The sequence below is a fragment of the Helicobacter sp. 23-1048 genome (genome assembly GCF_053654545.1).
The window spans coordinates 963,744-981,384 of record NZ_JBSIUT010000001.1 but is presented as its reverse complement, the minus strand read 5'-3'; the positions used below and the strand labels follow the sequence as shown (position 1 = coordinate 981,384).

Sequence of the window (17,641 nt, the reverse complement as noted above, 5' to 3'; positions counted from 1 at the left end):
AAGGTTTATTGATGAAAAATGTTACACCGCCACCTTACATCATAAAAATCCTCAAAAGCATAAAGACACATACATTCACTTACCTACTCGCTTCAAAACTCTCAAAAAACACCATTATCAAGGCATTTGTTGTGTTTATTAGCATAAGTGGCGTGTGGTATTTCTTTTTGACATTTTTCGCACTAGATTCTCAACTAAAAGACGCACAACACAATCAAACAAAAGACCCATTTGAAGCACAATACAGCAAAATGCTTCTTGATAGAAATGGTGCGCTTTTAAGCGTATTTTTAAACAAAGAAGAACAATGGCATTTAAAAGCCACAATTCCCGTGCCAGATAAGCTCAAAACCGCTGTGTTAGAGTATGAAGACAAACGCTTTTATTCACATTTTGGCATTGATATTTTAGCGATTGCGCGCACGATTAAAAATAACCTCACTCAAAGCAATCGCGCGGGAGCAAGCACTATCACAATGCAAGTGAGCAAGTTTTTAAACGCAACAAATGAACGAAGCTATAAGAACAAAATTGATGAAATGATTTACGCATTGCGACTTGAAAGCCTCTATAGCAAAGATGAAATCCTCACAATGTATCTTAACAATGCCTCGTATGGGCGCAATATTATTGGTTTTAGTGGAGCATTGTTGCTGTATTTTGGCTTACAAAATCCAAATGAACTCACTTGGGCGCAAGCCACATTACTTGCCGTGCTTCCAAATGCGCCGGGCTTAATCAACCCAGAAAAAAACAAAGATATTTTACTCCAAAAGCGTAATGCTCTACTCACTCGTCTCCACCAAAAGGGGCACTTTGATGATGATGTGCTAAAACTAGCGAGCCAAGAGCCATTGCCTAAAAAACTTATCACACATAAAAACCTTGCCCCGCACCTAGCCCTGCGTCTTATAAAAGCACAAAAAAACTCCACTCCACTCATCAAAAGCAGCATTGATAAAAACATTCAAGCACGCTTTGAACAACGCGTCAAATCCTATTCACAGATTCTCCAAAAAGATGGCATTGCGAATGCAAGTGTGCTCTTAATCGACACCAAAAGCAGAGAAGTCATCGCATACATTGGCTCTCAAGATTTTTTAGATATTTCAAATTACGGACAAATTGATGGCATTATCGCCAAACGCTCTCCGGGCTCACTACTAAAGCCCCTGCTTTATGGACTTAGCATTGATGAGGGGCTTATCTCTCCATATTCCAAACTCATTGATGTGCCACTTTTTTTTGGTGCGTTTGCCCCACAAAATGCGAACAAAAAATACTATGGACTTATCACCGCACAAACTGCGCTTGCAAGGTCGCTTAATGTGCCTTTTGTCAAACTTTTGCAAGAATATGGCTATGAAAAATTCTTTTTTACACTTAAAGATATTTTACATTTCAAAGATAATAATTATGCGCGCTATGGGCTTTCTCTCATACTTGGCACAAAGGAGTTAAGCGCAGAAGACATAGGTAAAGTTTTTGCGGGATTTGGCAATTATGGAGTGTTTGCAAACTTACGCTATGACACACAAAAGCCCTGCCAAAAAGATTCCAATCAGCACCAAAGCACACAAAATTTCACCAAGCAACCTTGCTATGAAGTGCAAGAAAAACGATTCTTATCTGCTGGAGCGGCGTATCTCACGCTACGAGCAATGCAGAAATTAGAGCGCGCTGGATTAGAGAATCTCCATAAAGATAAAAAAATATTTTCGTGGAAAAGTGGAACGAGCTATGGGAGAAAAGATGCTTGGGCGGCTGGGACTTCTCCTAAATATACGCTTGTGGTATGGGTTGGAAACTTCACAGGAGAAGCAAACCCAAAAATTTTTGGCGTAAAAACCGCTGGAAGTTTGCTCTTTGAGCTTTTAGGCGAACTTGATGGGTTAGATTCTCACTTCGCTCAGCAAGACATTAAAACCATTACTCTAGATTCCCCTACAGGGTATCGTTTGAGCGAGGAATTTGCAAATCTTGGCATTACCCAAATCACCGCGCCATATCCGCAAAATGCCTTGCCTCTACGCACTTCGCCATTTCTTAAAGCCTTATGGGTTGATAAAGATTCTAAAAAAGAGTTAAACTCGCTTGATGAGGGCTTTGAAAATGCTAAGCAAGTAGTGCGTTTAGAGTTGCCAACAGCGGTGCTTAATTATTACAGCATTCAAAACATTGATATTAACTCCCACCTTTTACACACTTACAAGAAAAACAAAGTTCTTAAAATCCTCTATCCAAGTAATGGATTAAAAATTATCCAACCCATTGACTTTGATGGACGGCAAAACCTCATCATTCGCCTTGCCAATCTTAAAAAACAAAAATTTTTCGCCTATCTCAACTCTGCAGAAGTAGAAATAAATGATTTCACCAATCCAAGTGTAAGCCTACAAATAGAGCTTGAGAGCGGGGAACACAGCCTCTATATCATCGGCGAAGATGGCAGTGAAGATTGGGTGAGTTTCGAGATTGTCCGCTAGATTCCAAACAAATACGCATAAGGAGAACTTAAATCAACAAATGGTTGTAACTCGCTAAATGGCACAAGCACTTCGATAATCCCACACCCATTTGGGACAAACCCTTTTGTATTGTAAGTAAATGCCACGCCAGAGTGCTTAATAAAAAAATTATCTGGAGGCAAAATCTCATCTTCATCTTTTGGCAAGCATTGGGTAGATTCTTTGTTACGATATTTTTCAAGCAAGGCTTTAAACTCCATAGAGCGAAAAACTTCCTCCTCCCAATCCCGCACGCCAGCATAAAAAAGATTCTCAATCCTCTCGCTTGGTAATTGCTCGCCATTTTTTAGACTAAAAATCATCGGGTAAGTATAAATATACTGCTCGCTCCCCTCATAAAAATACATATTCATAACAAACGCAAGAATATTAGAATCCATATAGCCTATCTTACTTGTCCCTAAGAAATCGCTATGTGGCATTTTAAATGCTATTACCCGCTGTGCCATTCTCCTCACACTTAATCGCTCGTGCAGATAGTCTCGTATTTCTTGCCTCTGCGCACTTACATCTTGCGCGTAAAACAAATCTTGTCGCGCGGTAGAGTGCTCTAAAAATTGATACATTTGCTTATTGATATTTCTAATTACAAAATTAGCACTCTCACTATGTGTAAGCGGGATAAATGGTAGCGTAACAAGTGCTCTATTAGAATAGCACTCCTCAAATTCATCACAACTTGGCACAAATTTAAGGCACTCTCTAGTGCTTGAGCATTTACGCCTTGCTATAAAATAGCGTATCTCTGCACGCATAAAATCCACTTCTGTAAAAAAATTATGTTGAGAGAAAAATTTATGTCGCCCTTTATCAAGGTATTCAATCTCTATGATTCCATTAGAATCTAGTCCCAACCTCACCTTCTTATCACTAAGTTTGGTAAAAAGCAAATCCCCATCGTTCTCTCCCACAGGGATTGTAAATCCTATGGGCAAAGCAGAAGTATGCTGTGGGCTAAAAAGAGTGATTTTATATTCACTTTGCTCCAAATCACTATCATACGCGCTTATTTGCGCTATTTCTAAAATAGCGATTTTGCCTCTCTCGTGCATATCTTGCATTACAAACACACGACTTTCTTTTTCCTGCAAATTAAGTTTTGCACTCAACTCTGGCGAAAGGGTTGTTGTGGGTTGTATGTGTGGCACTTGCTCTTGCTTTTGAGAATCTCCGCACGCCAAAAACACAAACACAACAATCACGCCAAGATATAATCCTTTCACTCTCTCTCCTTTGACCTTTATTAGTAAAACTTTCTAATCAAATCTCAATCCAAAACATAAAAATTCACAAAAAATTCACTTTTCTCTTGTCAAAAACAAAAAATAATATTATAATCCGCGCTCCACTATCAATTTTAAGAATTGTTAGTAAAATTATCACAAAAGGAGCAATAATGATAAAAAATCATTTTATTCATATTTCATTAGCACTTTGTATGGCTCATACCACTGCCATCGCAAATCAAATAGAGAGCAATAAGGGGGGGGAGCATATTATCTTTTTAGCAGATAATGAGAGCGTAAATACTTCCCCACAAGACAATACAGATTCTGCAGATTCCAATTCGTCAAAATCCACACAAAAAGTCCGCTTAGACAAAAGTGTCTCCATAGCAAGTGGAAATGAAAAAAATATCGTTGATTCCCCAGCAAGCGTAACAGTCATCACCAAAGAGGAGCTAGAACAAAAGCCCTACCGCGATTTGGGCGAGGCGTTAAAAGAAGTGCCCGGTGTTAGCTTGGAGGGCACGAGCAACAAACTCGGCGCAAATGCCATTAGCATTCGTGGTATGCCAGCAGGCTACACGCTTTATTTGCTCGATGGCTTGCGACAAAATCCAAGCGGTGATGTCGCCACAGCCAATCTAGGCGTAGGCGTGTATAATACCTTTATGCCTCCCACAAGTGCCATAGAGCGCATAGAGGTAATCCGCGGTCCTATGAGCACGCTCTATGGCTCTGATGCGCTAGGTGGCGTGATAAATGTCATCACAAAGCCCATAAGCGATAAATGGGGCGGGAGCTTCCAAACGCAAGCCATAGTGCCAGAATCTAGTCGGTTTGGCAATAGTTTCCAAAACTCGCTTTATCTAAGCGGTCCACTTGGAGAGAAATGGGGCTTAAATCTCCGCGCTCGACAGCTCACGCGACACGGAAGCCAAAAACCCACCGATGACAAAGGCAATGTCGTAAATAGTTTCTTTGGCTCGCACTTTGTGATGTATAACTTCGGCGGGCGTCTCACTTACAAACCAAGCGAACAAAACACCTATTTTGCGGATATTGACTACTCCAAATCCACCTATGATAACCGCGATGGGCAAATCGGCACACTAGGCGCGAACCTAAGCGGGACAAACTACACAGGTGGCTATGAAAAATGGGTGGGTGTCAATAAACTCTCCACTGCTCTCGCACACAGAGGGGACTACTCCTATGGCTTGTGGAAAAACACGATTCAATTCTCCCGCTCTGAAAACACAGGGCGACTTGTCGTAGGTCCTAACACCAACCCAAATGCCACCAAAAATCGCGGAATCGCTAGCAATGATGTGATTGTGGATTCTCGGCTATTAGCCCCGCTATTTGAAGCAACAAAGCTAGGCTCAAATTTCCTCAATGTCGGCGCGGAATATCGCTTTGAGAACTACCACGATTTAGCCGCCACGCCTGCAAGTCATAACCGCAACACTTTGGCAATCTTTGCTGAAGATGAGTGGAATATATGGGGCGGGATTACCCTCACACTTGGCGCGCGCTATAACTACAACGATAAATTCGGGCATAATGTAAGCCCACGCGCCTACCTTGTCTATGAGATTCTCAAAGGCTGGGCGATAAAAGGCGGTGTCGCCACAGGGTATAAAGCCCCTTATGCAAACCAAACCATTGACGCAGTCTATGGCTATGGCAGGCAGGGCGCATTGCCCTTTATCGGCAATCCTAACTTAAAGGCAGAGAGCTCCATAAGCTATGAAATAGGCACGGTGCTAGATATGAAGTATGTGGATTTCTCACTCACACTCTTTCGCTCAAACTTCCGCGACAAAATCGAATCTCAAAGCGTAACAAGCACAAACAACGCAGCGTGTAGCACGAGCGGAGCGACTACTTGTAGTATGGCATATAACGCCAATAGCGCGTATTCGCAAGGCATAGAGACGAGCTTTGGGCTTAAGCCTCTATATGGATTTAGCCTTGATATGAGCTATACTTTTATAGATTCTGAAATTACCTCAGGGAGCAATCAAGGCAATCCGCTAAGCACCACTGCGCGAAACAATCTCTTTGGCAAAATCGCCTATCAATACTCGCGCTTTAATGTGTTTTTGCAAGCGCACTTTAGAGAAGGTATCGTAAATACCACTACGCTAGGCAATAGCGCGCAAGCTATCGCGCTAAAAGAACTACTCGGTGGAATCTACTACAAGCCCTCCACCGTGCTAAATCTAGGAGCGGGGGTAAAAATCACGGATAATGTGAGGGTAAATGCAGGGATTTATAACCTGCTAGATACCAATCTCGCGGATTTTAGGAGCTACACTTATATGAATGGCAACAATAGCACAAATGCAAATGTAAGCTACTATGGTCCTGTAATCCAAGAAGGCAGGAGATATTTTGTGAATATAGTTTTGGATTTTTAACTACTTGCCAAGACAAAAATTGCTAAACAACGAATCTAAAAGCTCTCCATACTCAAATGGGCGCGTGATGTCGCTAAGGGCACTCATCGCCCCATTGATATGAAACGAAAAAAGCTCTAACGCTCCATCTTGTAGAGTTGCTTTTGCACTTTGGAGTTCATCAAGCGCGTTATGCACTTTATCGACTTGATAAGTCGCACTAAGTAGTGGAAAATCGATACTATGCTTTGTCTCTAAAAACCGCGCCAAACAATCAACAACCTTTTGTGCTTGGAGCTTTTGCTCTTGTAGATTATCGTGTTTGGTTGAGATTGAAAGAATATGTGGCGCGATTTTGTTTGAAATACGCATAAAACACTCCTCTAAAAACTCATTGTCTTTTTGACTAAAGCCACAGGGCAAATCACTTTTATTACGCACAAAAAGCATATCTTGCTCTCTTTGTCTAAGCACTTCTAAAAGCGCGTAATCCTCAGAATCTAGTGGCTTTGAGCTATCAAAAAGCACAAGGATAAGGTTGCTTTGCTCTATGGCTTGGAGACTTTTTTGGATTCCTATTTGCTCTATTGTCTCAGGGCTTTGACGAATGCCCGCAGTGTCGATAAGTGTGATGACATTGCCCGCGATAGTGAGGCTTTCTTGCACACTATCGCGCGTAGTGCCAGCAATCGGTGAAACAATGGCACGGTCAAACCCAAGCAACGCATTTAAAAGCGAGCTTTTCCCCACATTTGGCTTCCCTACGATACATAGCCTAAACCCTGTAAAAAGCCCCTCTCTTTGCTTTGATTGCGTATAAATACGCTGTAATGCAGCAATGATAGAATCTACCTTCTCACTTATAGTGATATAATCCTCCCCCACATCATCACTATAATCAATATGCACCTCACTATAAGCCAAAATCTCAACAAGATTCTCCCGCACACTCTCAATAAATGTGCTTAAACTTCCGCGCATTTGGTGGATTAAGCTCTCATTTGCTACCGCGCTTTTAGAATGTATCAAAGAGGCTATGGCTTGAACTTGGGATAAATCAAGTTTGCCATTTAAAAAGGCGCGTTTGCTAAACTCGCCATTGCGTGCGATTTGTGCGCCAAAACTAAGTGCGCTTGAGACAACCATTCTTGCGCATACGACTCCACCGTGGCAGTGAATCTCACAAATATCCTCTCCATTAAAGCTATGCGGGGCTTTAAAATAAAGCAATATTGCCTCATCAATCACCCTACCCTCTCCATCATAAACCATACTTAATGTCGCATAACGCGGAGTGAGAGAATCTCGGCGGGCAATCTTTAGTGTAATATCTAGCGCGTCTTTACCGCTAAGTCGCACGATACAAATCGCACCAATGCCAACAGGAGTGGAGATTCCAACGATTGTATCTTGCATTAACTCTTTTTAAAATCGTTGATAATAATATATTTCTCGCCCTCATCAGTGAGGCGAAAGGACACATACTTCTGTGGGAAAATCTCGCGCAACTTGCCAAGTGCAATATAAGCCAAAATACCATCTAATGGCTTTGTTTGCGCTTTTGAAGTCGCATTAACCTGCTCAATAATCCCCTCTAAATACACATCAATCATTTGCTCTTGGTTTTTCAAAAATTCTGCTACTTCTAAACGCACGGTAACGCCATATTTTGGGTTAATCCAATTAAATAACAAATAGCTCAAGGCCTTGTAACGATAGCCTTTCTCGCCTATTAAAAGCGCGCAATCCCTCCCATCAATGGTAATGCAAAGTTCATCATTCATAAAAACTACCTTAATATGGTCAATCTCAAAAGGCAAATAAGAAAACAACTCCTTTAGCTCGCGCTCAACATCACTTACCATAGCCTTTTCATCAATCTCTTTAATCTTTGGTGTGTTCGCAACGGAAGTAGAGCTTGAGACATTGTAATCTTTAGAATCTTGCGTAGCTTGGAATGCGCTTTGTGTTTTGTGCTTTGAATGATTTGCACTCGTGTAATCTCCTTCTGGCTCGCCCCAGCTCGTATCACCCCAAAGACTATCATTAAAATCCTCATAAGTGCTTTCATATCGCTCCTTTGTGGAAATATTTTTTTGCGCGTTGCTTGTGTTTGGGTATGCACGCGTGCTTTTTTGTGGTGCTTGAGATGATTGCTTGGTATTTTGGGGTTGTGGTGCATTTGCTTTTTTAGCGTATGTGAAATCTCCACTATCTTGCTTTGGAGTATCTTGCTCACTATTTGTTTCATCATAGCCCTTTTTGTAATCCACGATAATAACCGCATCTTTGCGCCCAATACCCAAAATCCCAGCACTTGGATTCTGAGCGACTTCATATTCTAAATCCACTACGGAACATTTAAACTCCTCAGAGGCAAGCAAAAGTGCGTCTTGGAGTGTCTTAGCAGTAATTTTTTTCATTTACTTCTCCTCCCCTTGTGCTTGGTTTGCTCCTCTACATTCATTTCTTTTGTTTCTTTTATCTTTTGGGCTATGGCCTTTTTGCGCTCAAGGACTTTGTTAATGACAAGTTGCTGAATGATAGAAAAGATATTGTTAATCGTCCAATAAAGCACCAGCCCAGCTGGAAATGGAAAAACAATGAAAAATATCATAAAAAACCACGGCAACATTTTAAAAACTTTTTCTTGCATTGGGTCAGTGAAATTTGATGGAGTGAGAATCTGCGAGAGATACATCGTAACGCCCATAAGCACAGGCAACACAAAATATGGGTCAATCGCACTTAAATCACGAATCCAAAAAATCCACTCCGAATTTTTCAACTCAATGGCATTATACAACACACGATAAATAGCAAAAAATACAGGAATTTGCAACAATAAGGGTAAACAACCACCAAGCGGGTTTGCGCCGTGCTTTTTATACAGCTCCATCATTTGCATTTGCATTTTTTGCGGGTCGCCTTTGTAACGCGTCTGAATCTCTTTCATCATTGGCGCAATATCTTTGAGCTTTTGCATTGAGAGGATTCCCTTATAACTCAATGGGAAAAGCACCAATCGCACTAAGAGGGTTAAAAGCACGATTGCCCACCCCCAATTCCCACAAATGCCATACAACCAATCAAGGAGTAAAAATATCCACTCTGCAAAGAAAGTAAAAACCCCATATTCCACGACATCTGAAAGCTCTTTGTAAATGTGTTCTAAATTTTTATAATCCTTTGGTCCAATATATCCATAAAAGCTATCTTGCCCATAGAGCTTCATATACGGCATTGGATTATCTTGCAAATCTCTTCCTATGCGGATATTTAGTCCTTTGGCTAAATCTTTAGTATAAAATAAACTTGTATAATATCTATCCACGCTGGCGATGAAGCGTGATTTAGGGAAGTCTTCGTTTTGCGCATCGCCATCTTCGATTTTTTTGATAGAACCATCATCTTTTTTCAAAAGCACTCCGCGAAAGACATAATTGTCCTTATCACCCTTTGGACGCATACCATTGCTGATAAAATACTCAATATTTGGATTACTCACACTAATATGCACTTCATAAGTCAAATCTTCATAAAACTTCAGCTCTTTAGTAATGCTTACTTCGCCGAGATTTTGCGTAAGGGTAAGAATTTGTGATGACTTTTGGGCGGAATCTCGACTAGATTCTATCTCTAGACGCGGAGCAGAAGCGATATATGGCGTGCTAAACGCCTTTTGATTTATCGCATTATCGCTAAATCGCACCTCAAGGGCTCTTAGCTCAGATTCCCCAAAAAGAGCAAGTTTATCAATATGAGGTTTGGTAGAAGAACCACCAAACAGCGAACCGATGATACTAAAGAGGCTTTCTTGCTCATCGCGTGTGAATTTTTCGTCCTTTAAATACACTTCTCTAATGCGTCCAAGCGCGTCAATTTCAATCTCAAAATCTTTAGATTCTATCACAGAAATAAGAGAATCTTTAAGCGGGATATTGCTTTGTGCTTGCAGTGCGAAATTTTGCGTATTATCTTTAGGTGTAGCAGGATTAGATTGCGCAATAGGCGCATTGCCTATGTTATTTGCATTATTTGTAGCTTGCTCTAGGGTATTTATAGAAGTGGTGTCTTGATTTGGTGTATTATGTTGGCTATGCTTTTGCTCTGGTGGAAAAATCGTCATATATACAGCAAAAAAGCCAATGCTTAAGGCAATAACCAACATTATACGCCCAAGACCACCGCCATCGTCATTGTTTTGATTGGGATTTGGATAATACATAATGTAACCTTTAAAATGATTTAATTATAACAAATGTGCCCTTAACTCGTTTGGGATATGAAATTGTAGCTAAAAATAGAGAATTTTTGTAAGGGAGTAGCCAATATTTTATGCGTTTTTGCTGTGGATTTGTTGTGAAAAAAATTGGGTAAATACTCATTTCTAAAGTTGGATAATCTATACCGCCACTGCTTAAAGGACTACACATAAGGATTCTGTGTGTGATTTTTAGCATCGCCTGAAATGGCTTATTAAAATCAAATAACCAAAGAGCGTAATTTGAACAACTAGGATAGAATCTACAGCTCCGCCCAATGACTAGAGAGAGGCTTTTTTGATAAATGATGACAACAAACTTCAATGTCCTACTTAAAATCACATTAAACAGAGAAAAAACGCAAGAGCATACAACCTGCAATGCAAGAATGCAACGCGCAAATATTATCTTTATTTTGCTGGTGAGTTTTGGGAGATTAAAGATTGTTGGCATTGTATCGAATAGCTTTTAAACTTAATGCACGCAATGATTGAAAGTCAAGCTCACCAAATGAGGGTTTAGGCACAAAAACTATCATCTGCCCATTGAATTCTTTACTTGCACACAATGCACGCAATCGGCGTTTGTAAAGATTGCGTGTTGGGGCATTTCCAACCTTGCGCGAAACACTTAACCCCAAATACACTTGCGCTCCACGCGCAAGAATAGATTGAAAAATAGGAGAATCTTTAAGATTTGCGCCACGATAGTTGTCTTGTGAGTTTCGCGCTTTTAGTGTGTGTGGGTTGGCAAAATCGATAATAAATGCAGTAAAAAAATCCGTGCTAAAGCGTCTGCCATTTTTAAACACGACATCAAATTCGCAGGTGCGCTTTAACGAGCTAAGTTTAAGAGATTGATTGGCTTTTGTCTCATTAAGCCACACTTAGTCGCTTTCTCCCTTTTGCACGGCGAGCGTTAATCACTCTGCGCCCATTTTTTGTTTTCATTCTTGCACGAAATCCGTGAGTTCGTTTTCTTGGTGTGTTGTGTGGTTGATAGGTTCGTTTCATTTACTTGCCTTTATATAAAGTGAAATAAACTTGCGATTGTGCCATAAATTTCCTTAAAAAACGCTATTTTTCTGCAAATTCCTTGCTTAAATCTAAAATTTCAAGCAGATTCTCATTTGACTTCGTAATCACACGAAATTCTACCCTACGCGATTTTTTATCATTATCTAAAGGCTTTGCAAAACTAAGCCCATTGGCACGCAACACTGCAATAAGCCATTTTTTGTGTGCGTTGATAGAGCGTTGATTAAAACAATATTTGAGCACTTCAAATGCCCTTGCTTGAGAGAGTTCAGCATTCCCTAAATATCGCTCTTCAATGCTAATTGCACTTATCCAATCTGTTGAAGTATGCCCCTCTATACGAATTTCCTCGATATTGACTTGATACTTTGGAAGAGTGAGAATCTTTATATAACGCGGGAAAAAGTCATCTAAAATATCTTTAAACCGCTGTTTGACTTGCTTATCCCCAGCGTCAAAGAGCACTTCAGGCTCGCGGAATCTAATGGTATTATCCACATCAATTTGCGCGTCCCAACGCGCCAAATCCTTAGAAAACTCTTTTTGTAAATCTAAAAAAAGCTCTGCTTGCAAATTTGAGTAATTTTGCGCTATGGCTGTGATTTTTTCATTGATTTCACTTAATCGCTTATTTTGTGCGCTTAGCTCATCTTGGGCTTGTTGAGAAAGTATCATAAAGGCAATCATCACCAGCAAAAAAATCATCATAATCCCAGCCATCATATCTGAGATACTTATCCAATGATTGTGCGAGGATTTATTATTCATTGTTTAGTCCTTAGATTCCATACTTTTATGTGCTATTTTCGTGCGCCGATGAGTTCTGTTATGCGTTGCAAAAACCATTCATAATTTTTCCAAAAATTATTCACACTCGCGCTCATTGCTTCATCAAGATTCCGTAACGATGCTTTAAGTTCTTGGCTTAGAGCAGAGTTTTGTTTGCTATCCTCTAAAATCTCTTCCCCAAGCACTTTATAAAAATTATGTAGTTCGCTATTATTTTGCACAAGGTAATCTCGCATTTGTTTAATGTTTTCAATCATTGCGTGCTGAAACTCATTAAATTCACTTAGAATCTGTTCGCTAACTTGCTTTGGCGTTGTTATAGAGTCTTCGCTTAGCTTTTGGAGGAGTTTAGAGTATTGCAAAGCAATGGTTTTAATGTATTTATTAGAGAGCTCATATTGACTCATAACGCCCTCTCGTGCATTGTTTGCGCTTGCATTGAGCGCGTCTAGCGTTTCTTCATTCATTGTTTTGAGTTGCGAGCTAAAGGTTTGTAAAATCTCGCTGTGATTCTTACTCGCCTGCTCGCTTAAAGTATGGAGCACTTCCACATTATGCTTTTGTAGCCCTTTAGATTCTTCAAGTGTTTGTTTTAGTCCCTCAAGCATAGAATCTAGGCTTCTTATGCTTACATTGCGGATTTCTTGTAAATTTTCATCACTAGATTGTCGCAAGAGTATAAAGTCCCTTTGGAGTGTTTTCATCGTATCATTACTCATAGATTCTAGTTTTTGCGCACTTTGTGCGATGAGTGATTGTGTCGCGTTATCAAAGTTTTGCTGCATATCTTTAGCACTTTGCAGGGCATATTGTTTGATGTTTTCATTAAGGTCTGCGATATGGGATTGCGCATTTTTGGCGTTTTCTTTCATCGTATCAAAAAGAGTTTCTAAGCTTTGTAATGCCTGCTTTGAGCTTGGCTCTAAGTTTGCGATATGGGCTAAGTGGGTTTGAAGTTTGTTGTTTTGTATCTCACAAGATTGTATGATTTTAAGATTCTCTTCATAAAAGGCACTCACGCGCTCATTTTGCGAGAGGATTTGCTCAAATGTTTGCTGTGAAGTTTGCATTGCGCTTTGTGTGCTATTAAGTGTGCTCTCAACATTACGCAAAAGCACTTGTGTTTCTTGCACGAAATGCCTATATTCCTCCTGCCACGATAGAAGTTTGCCAACCGCGGTATTTAACTCTTTAAAATTCTCGCCAAATTGTGTTTGTAAGTTTGTATTAAAATCTTTAATCACAGATTCTAATGCAATGATAAGCTCACGCGATGCGCCCTTTGCTAGCTCACTCACAGCGAGCTTTAAAGAAGTATTTACTTCACTAAAGCACGATTCTATCATCGCATAATTTTTGTGTGATAGTTCTACAATATCATCTCGCGTTGGAATCCTCTCTAACTTTGTTAAGTGGTGCAAATGGTTTAAATGGTTTAAAAACTCTAATTTTTGAAATAAAAAATCTATATCGCTTTCCTCAGTGCTTTTGATATTTTTGCTTTTTTGCAAAATTGAAAGCAAAATGGCAAGTCCCATTCCTAAAATCGAAGTATAAAAGGCTGTTTTTAATCCATCTAAAAGCGTGGGGATAGAGGTTTGCAGTGCAAAAGCATCAAAATCAAGCAAACCGATAAAAATCCCAACAAAAGTCCCCAAAACCCCGCTACTCATTATAATTGACTTTAAGTCTTTGTGGCTTTGCGTGCCATAAGTGCGATAATCCCACACAAAAAGTGCAATCATAAATCCTGTAAATAACACATTTATCGCTAAAATAACCATTATTTCCTCCTTAAAATATGGGGGTTAAGCCCATTCTCCTTATTTTTGATTTTTCTGCGTAATCACAAAGACATTATGGAATCCCAACGCCTGCAAAGTCGTGCTAAGGTCTAAAAAATGCTCCAATCCGCTTTGCTTATCGCCTTGAATGATAATTTGAGTTTGCAAATCAAGTTTGCCTAACTCCTCTTTTAATGCGTTTAATTCAAGTGCCACATCATCAAAATAATAAATTCCCTCTTTGTCAATGACGACAATCTTTTCATTGCTTTCGGTTTGTATGCTTCCCTCTTTTTGCTCTTGCAAAGTGGGAATCTCCACTTCGATTTTACTTTGGTGTATGAAAGAAGCACTTGTAAGCACAATCACAAGCAATACTAACATAATATCAATGAAAGGAATAAGGTTAAGAGAATCTATCTTTTTCATTTATCACTCTCTTTATCAAGGCGTGATGAGGGTTTGGGAGCGATATTTGATGGATTATGATAAATATCCCATTTGGTAAGCACTACTTCAGCTTTCCTCACAAGCAGGTTGTAAAATACAATGCTAGGAATCGCCACAACAAGCCCAGCAGCAGTGGCTTTAAGTGCTAAAGAAAGCCCAGACATAATGCCCTGCGTATCTAAAAGTGTGTTATTGCCAATTTCTACGAAAGTTACCATAATGCCAAACACCGTGCCTAAAAGTCCAATATACGGAGCATTCGAGCCAATAGTCGCAACAAGAGTCAATCGCTTATGTAAGTCCAACTCCAAAAGTCGCTTGTCATTATAATCATCTACACGCACAGTAGCATAAAACCACGCCCGCTCAATGCCAATGGCAACCACCACAATGCTCAAAAACAACAAAAAACCTAAAACTCCATAATCAACAACTTCCCTCATCACAACGCCTAAATAATAAAATAAAATCCTAAAATCAAGTGTCAAATTGTAGCGTTTTTATACGAATTTTTGCCTTATTTGACACATTTTATACCCTTTAGGGCAAAATACAAGAAACAAAAAGGAGGCGCAAATGTCAGCGATTTTTATACAAAAAGACTTGGAATTTACTTCAGTTGTGGATTTTTTACGCATTAAATATGATATTTATATGCCAAAAGACATACAAAACGCCAAAGCACTTATCCAAATCGCGCACGGAATGGTAGAGCATAAGGCACGCTATGAGTGGCTTTGCGAGAATCTCGCACAAAATGGCTATATCGTAGCCATTAGCGACCACAGAGGGCACGGTAAAAGCATTGATGATTCTCACCCATTAGGGCAAATGCGCTCACTCAAACAGATTAAATTTCCAAACGCACCTAAAAATCTCCCCTCAAACAGCGGATTTTATCACGCTATTATTGATATGCACGAGCTTAGTAAGATTATAAAAAATCAATTTAACGATAAAAAATTTATCTTACTTGGGCATAGTATGGGTTCATTGCTTTCGCGTGGTTATGCCAAGATTTTTGGTTATGAGCTTGATGGACTTGTCCTCTCTGGCTCTCCTGCGTATAATCCACTTTTGCCATTTGGCATTACACTCACAAAGATTCTCAAAACTCTTGGTTTGACGCAAGGCAATAAACTCATTAACGCGCTTAGTTTTGGTGGATTTAATAAGCCTTTTGTGAAACCAAATGGTGAGAATCTAAGCTATGGTGATTTCGCGTGGCTTAATCGCAGTCAAGAAGGTGTGAATGCGTATAAACGCGATCCGTTATGTCAATTTGTGTTTTCACTCTGTAGTTTTATTGATTTGTTTGAAGGCACGCAATGGGTGCAAGACCCAACGCCAACGCCACTAGATTCTACAAACGCAACAAAAACAAATTTCCCTATCTATATCATCAGTGGGGATTGCGATAGCTGTGGGGACTTTGGCAAAGGTGTGAAAAAAATCGCGCATAATTTCACAAATGCTGGCTTTAGTGTAACAATGAACCTCTATAAAGGAGCAAGACACGAGATTTTCCAAGAGATTAACAAACAAGAAGTGCTTAATGAGCTCCTCGCGTGGCTTAGCAAGACACAAACACAATAATGTTTAAATGACTAAGGACAACTTAACCCCACACAAAGGAGCTGAGATTGCTGTAAGCCATTTTTACTCAATGTTACATAATTTCACATTTTTGTAATATTTGTGGGTATTACAGATTTTAAGAATATGGATATTAAGCTATAATCTTTACAAAAACTAAGGAATCTCAATGGACTTTGCAATGATACTTTGCACGATTCTCGCTGTGGGCATTGTGGCGTATTTCGTGCTAAAAAACTACAATCCTATTTTTATATTTTTTGTCTCTGGCGTTGTGATTCTCATTGCTGCATTTTACCTCACGGGCACAGCGATTCCAAACACAAATCGCGAACCTGAAGAAATCACTTTTCTTACAAATTTGCTTGATTCCTTTGCCTTTATCACGGCAAGTTTTAAGAAAAATCTCGCAGGTGTAGGGCTTATCATAATGTCAGTGGCTGGATTTGCTGCGTATATGAAACATATCAACGCCTCCGCCAAACTCGCCTACCTTGCTAATAAGCCTTTGGGTAAGATTCGCAACAAATACCTTGTATTAAGCGGGACTTTCATCGTGGGTATGGCACTTAAAATCGTCATATCCTCTTATGCAGGATTGCTTATACTTTTGCTTGCGTGTATTTATCCCGTGCTCATCGCACTTGGAATCCGCCCCATTACCGCTGCATCGGTGCTCTCTTTAATCGCGCTTGATTATGGACCAAAAGATGGCAACTCCATAAATATGGCGGATATGGTAGGCGAAAAGGATAATGTTGTGGGGCTATTTTTAGACTATCAAATTTATGTCGTTATCGCTTATGTGGTGGTTATCGCGCTGTTAATCCCATTTTATTACGCATATATGGACAAGCGCGATAAAGCAAAGGGCATAAACAACGAAGAGGTAGAAATCCCTAAAATAATCAATCCTCAATGTCCGACATTTTATATCTTGCTCCCGTGGTTGCCTATCGTGTTTTTATTTAGCGCGTATTTTATGGGCGTGAAGCTTGATGTCATCACGGCAAATTTCATTAGTATCGCACTTGTGTTTATCATAGAATTTGCACGCCACCGTGATGGTAAAAAGTTAGGCGAAGATATGCTTGTAATCCTACGCGCAATGGCAGATATTTTTATTACCGTTGTGGCGATTATCATCGCAGCGGGAATTTTCGCAGAAGGCATTAAGGCACTTGGAGGCATAGGAATCATCGCTAATGCCATCTCAAATATGGGCGCATCGGCTATTATCTTAACCATAACGCTATTAAGTTTTATCGTGTATTTTGCCACCGTAATTATGGGGAGCGGAATCGCGGCATTTAATGCCTTTGGCAAGCTCGCTCCAGATATTGCCACAAAGCTCGGGATTCACCCGATGGTCTTAGTGCTACCCATAGAAATCGCCTCGTGCTTAGGACGCGCAGCCTCGCCAATCTCAGGCGGAATCTTAGTGCTTGCAGGATACACCAAAATAAATCCAATAGCACTTGTGAAACGCTCTACGCCACTTTTACTCGTGGGAATGGTGGTAAATATCCTTGTGGCGTATAGTTTCACGCTATAATGACATTGT

The 17,641-nt window shown here is 40.0% G+C and carries 15 protein-coding genes; 4 read left to right on the top strand and 11 right to left on the bottom strand.

Going from position 1 to position 17,641, the window contains the following annotated elements; genetic code table 11:
* The first annotated feature begins 11 nt into the window (after nt 1-11).
* The gene (pbpC, locus tag ACWIWK_RS04840) at nt 12-2,486 is read left to right on the top strand and encodes a penicillin-binding protein 1C (protein WP_454151336.1); all 2,475 of its coding nucleotides are present in this window, start codon (nt 12-14) and stop codon (nt 2,484-2,486) included.
* On the opposite strand, the gene ACWIWK_RS04835 is transcribed toward pbpC, so the two are convergent.
* Complete coding sequence (locus ACWIWK_RS04835) at nt 2,483-3,751, bottom strand: hypothetical protein (RefSeq protein WP_454151334.1); 1,269 nt, start codon at nt 3,749-3,751, stop codon at nt 2,483-2,485. The genes pbpC and ACWIWK_RS04835 overlap by 4 nt on opposite strands.
* Before the next feature lie 173 nt (nt 3,752-3,924).
* Here ACWIWK_RS04835 and ACWIWK_RS04830 point away from each other — a divergent pair, with 173 nt between their 5' ends.
* Nucleotides 3,925-6,177 carry a TonB-dependent receptor domain-containing protein gene (locus tag ACWIWK_RS04830; RefSeq protein ID WP_454151332.1) on the top strand — a complete coding sequence of 751 codons (2,253 nt, stop codon included), beginning with the start codon at nt 3,925-3,927 and terminating at the stop codon, nt 6,175-6,177.
* On the opposite strand, the gene mnmE is transcribed toward ACWIWK_RS04830, so the two are convergent.
* From mnmE to exbB, 10 genes are all read right to left on the bottom strand, one after another.
* The gene (gene mnmE / locus ACWIWK_RS04825; protein WP_454151330.1) at nt 6,178-7,572 is read right to left on the bottom strand and encodes a tRNA uridine-5-carboxymethylaminomethyl(34) synthesis GTPase MnmE; all 1,395 of its coding nucleotides are present in this window, start codon (nt 7,570-7,572) and stop codon (nt 6,178-6,180) included.
* Nucleotides 7,572-8,579: a Jag N-terminal domain-containing protein gene (locus ACWIWK_RS04820; protein ID WP_454151328.1), complete on the bottom strand. Its 1,008-nt coding sequence runs from the start codon at nt 8,577-8,579 to the stop codon at nt 7,572-7,574. Before ACWIWK_RS04820 ends, mnmE begins: the two co-directional genes overlap by 1 nt.
* A complete protein-coding gene (gene yidC, locus ACWIWK_RS04815) occupies nt 8,576-10,384 on the bottom strand; it encodes a membrane protein insertase YidC (protein WP_454151326.1) in 1,809 nt (602 codons plus the stop codon). Before yidC ends, ACWIWK_RS04820 begins: the two co-directional genes overlap by 4 nt.
* A 10-nt stretch (nt 10,385-10,394) precedes the next feature.
* The gene (yidD, locus tag ACWIWK_RS04810) at nt 10,395-10,874 is read right to left on the bottom strand and encodes a membrane protein insertion efficiency factor YidD (protein ID WP_454151324.1); all 480 of its coding nucleotides are present in this window, start codon (nt 10,872-10,874) and stop codon (nt 10,395-10,397) included.
* Nucleotides 10,858-11,307, bottom strand: coding sequence for a ribonuclease P protein component (rnpA, locus tag ACWIWK_RS04805; RefSeq protein ID WP_454151322.1), 450 nt, complete (start codon nt 11,305-11,307; stop codon nt 10,858-10,860). Before rnpA ends, yidD begins: the two co-directional genes overlap by 17 nt.
* Nucleotides 11,297-11,434, bottom strand: coding sequence for a 50S ribosomal protein L34 (rpmH, locus tag ACWIWK_RS04800; protein ID WP_034570110.1), 138 nt, complete (start codon nt 11,432-11,434; stop codon nt 11,297-11,299). Before rpmH ends, rnpA begins: the two co-directional genes overlap by 11 nt.
* Before the next feature lie 63 nt (nt 11,435-11,497).
* The gene (locus tag ACWIWK_RS04795) at nt 11,498-12,226 is read right to left on the bottom strand and encodes an OmpA/MotB family protein (protein ID WP_454151320.1); all 729 of its coding nucleotides are present in this window, start codon (nt 12,224-12,226) and stop codon (nt 11,498-11,500) included.
* A gap of 32 nt (nt 12,227-12,258) precedes the next feature.
* Nucleotides 12,259-14,031 (bottom strand): hypothetical protein, encoded by a 1,773-nt coding sequence (locus ACWIWK_RS04790; protein ID WP_454151318.1) that lies wholly within the window; start codon nt 14,029-14,031, stop codon nt 12,259-12,261.
* 39 nt (nt 14,032-14,070) lie between these two features.
* Nucleotides 14,071-14,460: an ExbD/TolR family protein gene (locus ACWIWK_RS04785; protein WP_454151316.1), complete on the bottom strand. Its 390-nt coding sequence runs from the start codon at nt 14,458-14,460 to the stop codon at nt 14,071-14,073.
* A complete protein-coding gene (exbB, locus tag ACWIWK_RS04780) occupies nt 14,457-14,924 on the bottom strand; it encodes a TonB-system energizer ExbB (RefSeq protein WP_454151314.1) in 468 nt (155 codons plus the stop codon). Before exbB ends, ACWIWK_RS04785 begins: the two co-directional genes overlap by 4 nt.
* Nucleotides 14,925-15,057: 133 nt before the next feature.
* Here exbB and ACWIWK_RS04775 point away from each other — a divergent pair, with 133 nt between their 5' ends.
* A complete protein-coding gene (locus tag ACWIWK_RS04775; protein ID WP_454151312.1) occupies nt 15,058-16,077 on the top strand; it encodes an alpha/beta fold hydrolase in 1,020 nt (339 codons plus the stop codon).
* Nucleotides 16,078-16,246: 169 nt separating this feature from the next.
* Nucleotides 16,247-17,632, top strand: coding sequence for a C4-dicarboxylate transporter DcuC (gene dcuC, locus ACWIWK_RS04770; RefSeq protein ID WP_454151310.1), 1,386 nt, complete (start codon nt 16,247-16,249; stop codon nt 17,630-17,632).
* Nucleotides 17,633-17,641 lie beyond the last annotated feature (9 nt).